The organism is Nitrosomonas sp. Nm84 (assembly GCF_003201565.1).
GTDB lineage: Bacteria > Pseudomonadota > Gammaproteobacteria > Burkholderiales > Nitrosomonadaceae > Nitrosomonas.
In genome coordinates this window covers 1-4,001 of sequence record NZ_QJJP01000061.1, presented here as the reverse complement: position 1 = coordinate 4,001, position 4,001 = coordinate 1, and the positions used below count along the sequence as shown (strand labels likewise).

At 45.6% G+C, this 4,001-nt stretch carries 2 protein-coding genes; both read right to left on the bottom strand.

Annotation, left to right across the window (positions count from 1 at the left end):
* Positions 1 to 403: 403 nt before the first annotated feature.
* A complete protein-coding gene (locus C8R34_RS15895; protein ID WP_110342238.1) occupies positions 404 to 2,020 on the bottom strand; it encodes an IS5 family transposase in 1,617 nt (538 codons plus the stop codon).
* Positions 2,021 to 2,124: 104 nt separating this feature from the next.
* Positions 2,125 to 3,630, bottom strand: a complete 1,506-nt coding sequence (locus C8R34_RS15890; RefSeq protein WP_110342236.1) for an alginate export family protein — start codon at positions 3,628 to 3,630, stop codon at positions 2,125 to 2,127.
* Between the last annotated feature and the right edge of the window lie 371 nt (positions 3,631 to 4,001).

Sequence of the window (4,001 nt, the reverse complement as noted above, 5' to 3'; positions counted from 1 at the left end):
ATGACAGGAGGTTCCTTTTCCACCGTAGGCGCAATGGTCAAGAATTGGAAGGCGGAACAAGCCTTAAAAACTGCACCAGCAATTGAGATGCCAGAGAATTAACCTCCGCAGCCGCAAGCTCTCTTTCCGGTACATCGAAAGCACGGTAACCGCAGCTGAATCGGCAGTTAACCAGATTGACTCGAACTCAGGAAACGCTGATTAATTCGGCGAACGAGATGAAGCGCGAGACGCCTGGAACCAGCAACTGAGACCTATCAATTAGATAGGCGAAGGCGTGAGTACCGCGCAACGAAGTGATTCGCTCATGCAGCCAATTAATCAGCGTTTCCCTAAAAAGTCTTCGGAAAATCCGGGGTGATTCATTTGCAGGTTACTTAGAGCTTACTCAGAAATACAGCGATCAGATACGCGCTGCCAAGTAGAAATTCTGGTTTGAGATGAATTGGCAGTCACGCGCAAACGGAATTTCTCTGGGCATGCTTTTTTTTGTCACCCAGGATGCTATTTTGGCAGCAAGATTCCTCAGGCAAATAAAAACCCGCACCAAGATGAGCAGATTCATGACCAGGAAGATGCTATTGATCCATGCGACAGAGGTGTCAGCCCGCTTGGCTCGGATATTGTTGAGTCGATATCCATACTTTCCTTGGCCAAACTTTCCTTCAATCGGAATGCGTTCGCGATATTCCTGCCGGCGTTGTGCTTTCAGGCGATTGATCTCATCTTTGTTTTCAGGTGTACTCTTTGGCGGACGTCCCAGTGGTTTGCCTGAGAAGCGGATGTGCTTGCGTTCCAGATAGCTGCGATTATCACGTGAACCATATAGCGTGTCGGCAATGACGACTTCTGGATAATAGCCGTAACGTTTTTTGTAGGCTTCAACTTGCGCTTCAAGATCATGACCTTCGTGCTGTGCGTCCCAGTGCAGCTTGTCGACATGTGCCAACCCTTTGCCTGTCAAGCTCACGCTTATTTTGGCGCCAAATTCCACTGTCTTGCCGGGCTTTCCCCTGATAATGGGTCGAATATACGGCTGACTGATACTGACGATGCGATCATCACAACGTCTGGTGTTGGTTTTGTACATCTCATATTGTTGTTGGTATAAATGGGGCAATACCCAGTAGCGGCGTAACAACCCATTGGGTATTGGTATGGGCGTGCCATGTGGATATTCCGTCAGCATTTCTTCAATATGCTTTAAATTCCGCTGCAGGAACTGCAATTGCTGCCTGATACCGGCACGCCGTTTTCTGCTGGATGGCCGTCTTAACTTGACCAGGCTGAGGTAGGCTTTTCTGGCAATCTCGCGATAAGTGCGCGGCTTCTTTTTCTGTGCCCGGTTACTTTTGGCATGCAGTTCATCAATGATACGCTCACTTAATTCACGCGCTTCGTTCAGCAGTCCAAGATCTGTCGGATAGCGTATGGCCTGTTCTGCAACGGTCGCATCCAGTATTAATTTGCCGTGATTGCGCGGCAGCTCATCGGCCAAAGATTGGTCTGCCTCCATTGCAGTACCCGCGTCATTGCTGCCCGTATCACCGCTATTTGACACATCATTGCCGTCGTTGTCATCATCACTTGCTTTGACTGACTTCTTTGTCCGTCGAGGTTCAACCGTTTCGATGATCGCCTCATGAAACTCATCAAATACTGTCTGACCCATGCGCTTGCGTATCTCAACCAGTAATGAGGACGCAAAGGCCGCCTGCGCTTGAAAACCTTTCAGACCAATAAAATATTGCAGGTACGGATTTTCTCGAATCTGTTCAACAGTCTCTTCATCTGAGACCGATAATTTATGTTTAATAATCACCGCTCCAATCACAATTCCGGCATCTTTGGCTGGGCGGCCCAGATTTGAACATAACGTCTTATAGTAGCTCTCGGACAACTCATCCCACGGTAGGCAATCCCTCAGTTTTACCCAGCGATTAGTGGGATCAAGTATCATGCCTGGCGGTGTATCAAATCCTTCGAGGGGCAGTTGCTTTTGACTGACATAACGAATCATAGTGCACGGCTTTTGGTGTTAATTCACATATTTACGTGCACTATTTTACCAAAAAATATACCATTACTCAATATAATCAAATATTTATACTTTTTGAGTAAGCTCTACTTAAATGCCCTGACAGATATTTCTGTATAGAAAAAATTGGAGCCCCCATCAGCTTCTCCAAATGCGGCCAGCTGCCTATTTTTTACAAATCCTCCATTCATAAAACGTGAATACCCAATCGTCACATCAATCAGAGGAGCCAGCTTGTAATTAATACGAGCGTTGATCGATTGCCCGATAAAATCCCCGCTCTGACCGGTGCTGTCACGATTAAAGACGGTAGGAGTCGAAACATTCATCAGATTGTTAAAGCGATCAGTAGTACTTGCCAGCCAGAACCAGCTATAACCGCCATCTATGGATACATCTTTGTGCGGCGAGAATTCAAACACTAATTTGGGCGCCTTAACGTTTTCCATAATAAGATAATCATCGGGTGACCAGGGACGGGCAAACCCGAAGAACCGCTCAAAACGATTATCGGTATTGTCATTTGGATTACGATCACCACTGACAAAGCCATAAAAGGCGCTCAATCTTGGTTTCCAATCATGTTTAATGGAATATCCCACTTCTAATAAATAAGACCAGGCCGATTTCTTCCTGCCATTATCCTGACCAAACTGGTAAATGGCGCCGAAATCGAAATCAACACCGGTATTGGGCACGACCCCGTAAACACGTATGGCAGGGGAATAGATATCCCGCTCAGCTTGCCGCCCATGTCTGTCATCCTGCTTTAGTCCCATGAAATAAGGCTGTATTGTCATTACATCAGACCATTTGCGCCAATGCCCTACAGCGCCATAAAACCATTGGTCTTTGCTGCGCCCATCAAATTCGTTGATGTTACGAATGACAGGCTGCATTCCCCATGCATCGAGCTCCCAATCATTCGATTCTTGCCCGAAAGTGACACGGAAGCCTTCAAAATTATTGGTGGTATTACGCCATTGATTGTTTCCCAGCAATCGCCGGTCTACTGCTTCCCAAGACATGCGGCCACCTCGAATCCTGAGCGGACGACTGTTTCCCAAATCATCCTTGCCTAAAGCGTCCTTGAAATACAATTCGCCATATGTCTGAATCAGCTCAAAAGGATTCCAGTCACGATTGTCTTTTGGAAAATGGCTGTTGTAGCCTCGAGAATCCTGAAATTCGACCGCCATACGAAAAGGGTCGAGTATATTTCTGATACCGATATAGGCTCGAGTCCGAAGCAGGAATTGATGATCAGTTAAAACTTGATTGCGGCGAATATCATCATTACGCAGTTCATAGCGTGTTCGATGATCAATTCCAGCGTCTAACCAGTCAAGATTTCTGAATGCTTCATATTCAGTTTTAGCCAGGTTACGCACGTAGCGAGGCGGGTCAGACTCAGGGTGGGTGGAATAACTACGAGCACGTTGAAAATAGGTTGTTTTTCTTGTAATTTCTGATTCTGCGGTTGCCGCATGAACGGCTGATTGAGTTGCCGGCTGATCTGCAGACACCTGAATAGGGTTAATAGATATTGCGCTTAAAATCGCAGTGTGTAACAAAAGCCAAAGAGACTTCACTTTATTCTCCTAAGTGAGCTCTCCGTCACTACGGTTAAGTCACTGATATCTTATTGTTCTTTAACCTCCTATTTTTTAGGTCAGTACTATATCATTGTTTTCGGGCTAGCCTGATCTTAATTATCAAATCAAGAATTAATCCAACCGGAAAAGCGCCCTGCACCTGGGTATTTATTTTAGCGAAGTAAACATTCATGTTTAATGCAGGCTCGGAATGTTAAAGCGGGGCACGCTTGATGTATATTAGCCAGGCTATTATTATTTATAGGATAAGGGGGGTATAGGAAAAATAAACCACCTTTTCCATAAGTTTTGAATGTACTGAAAGCTGGCTCAATTGTCAAACACGGTGATAATCGATTGAAAAATTA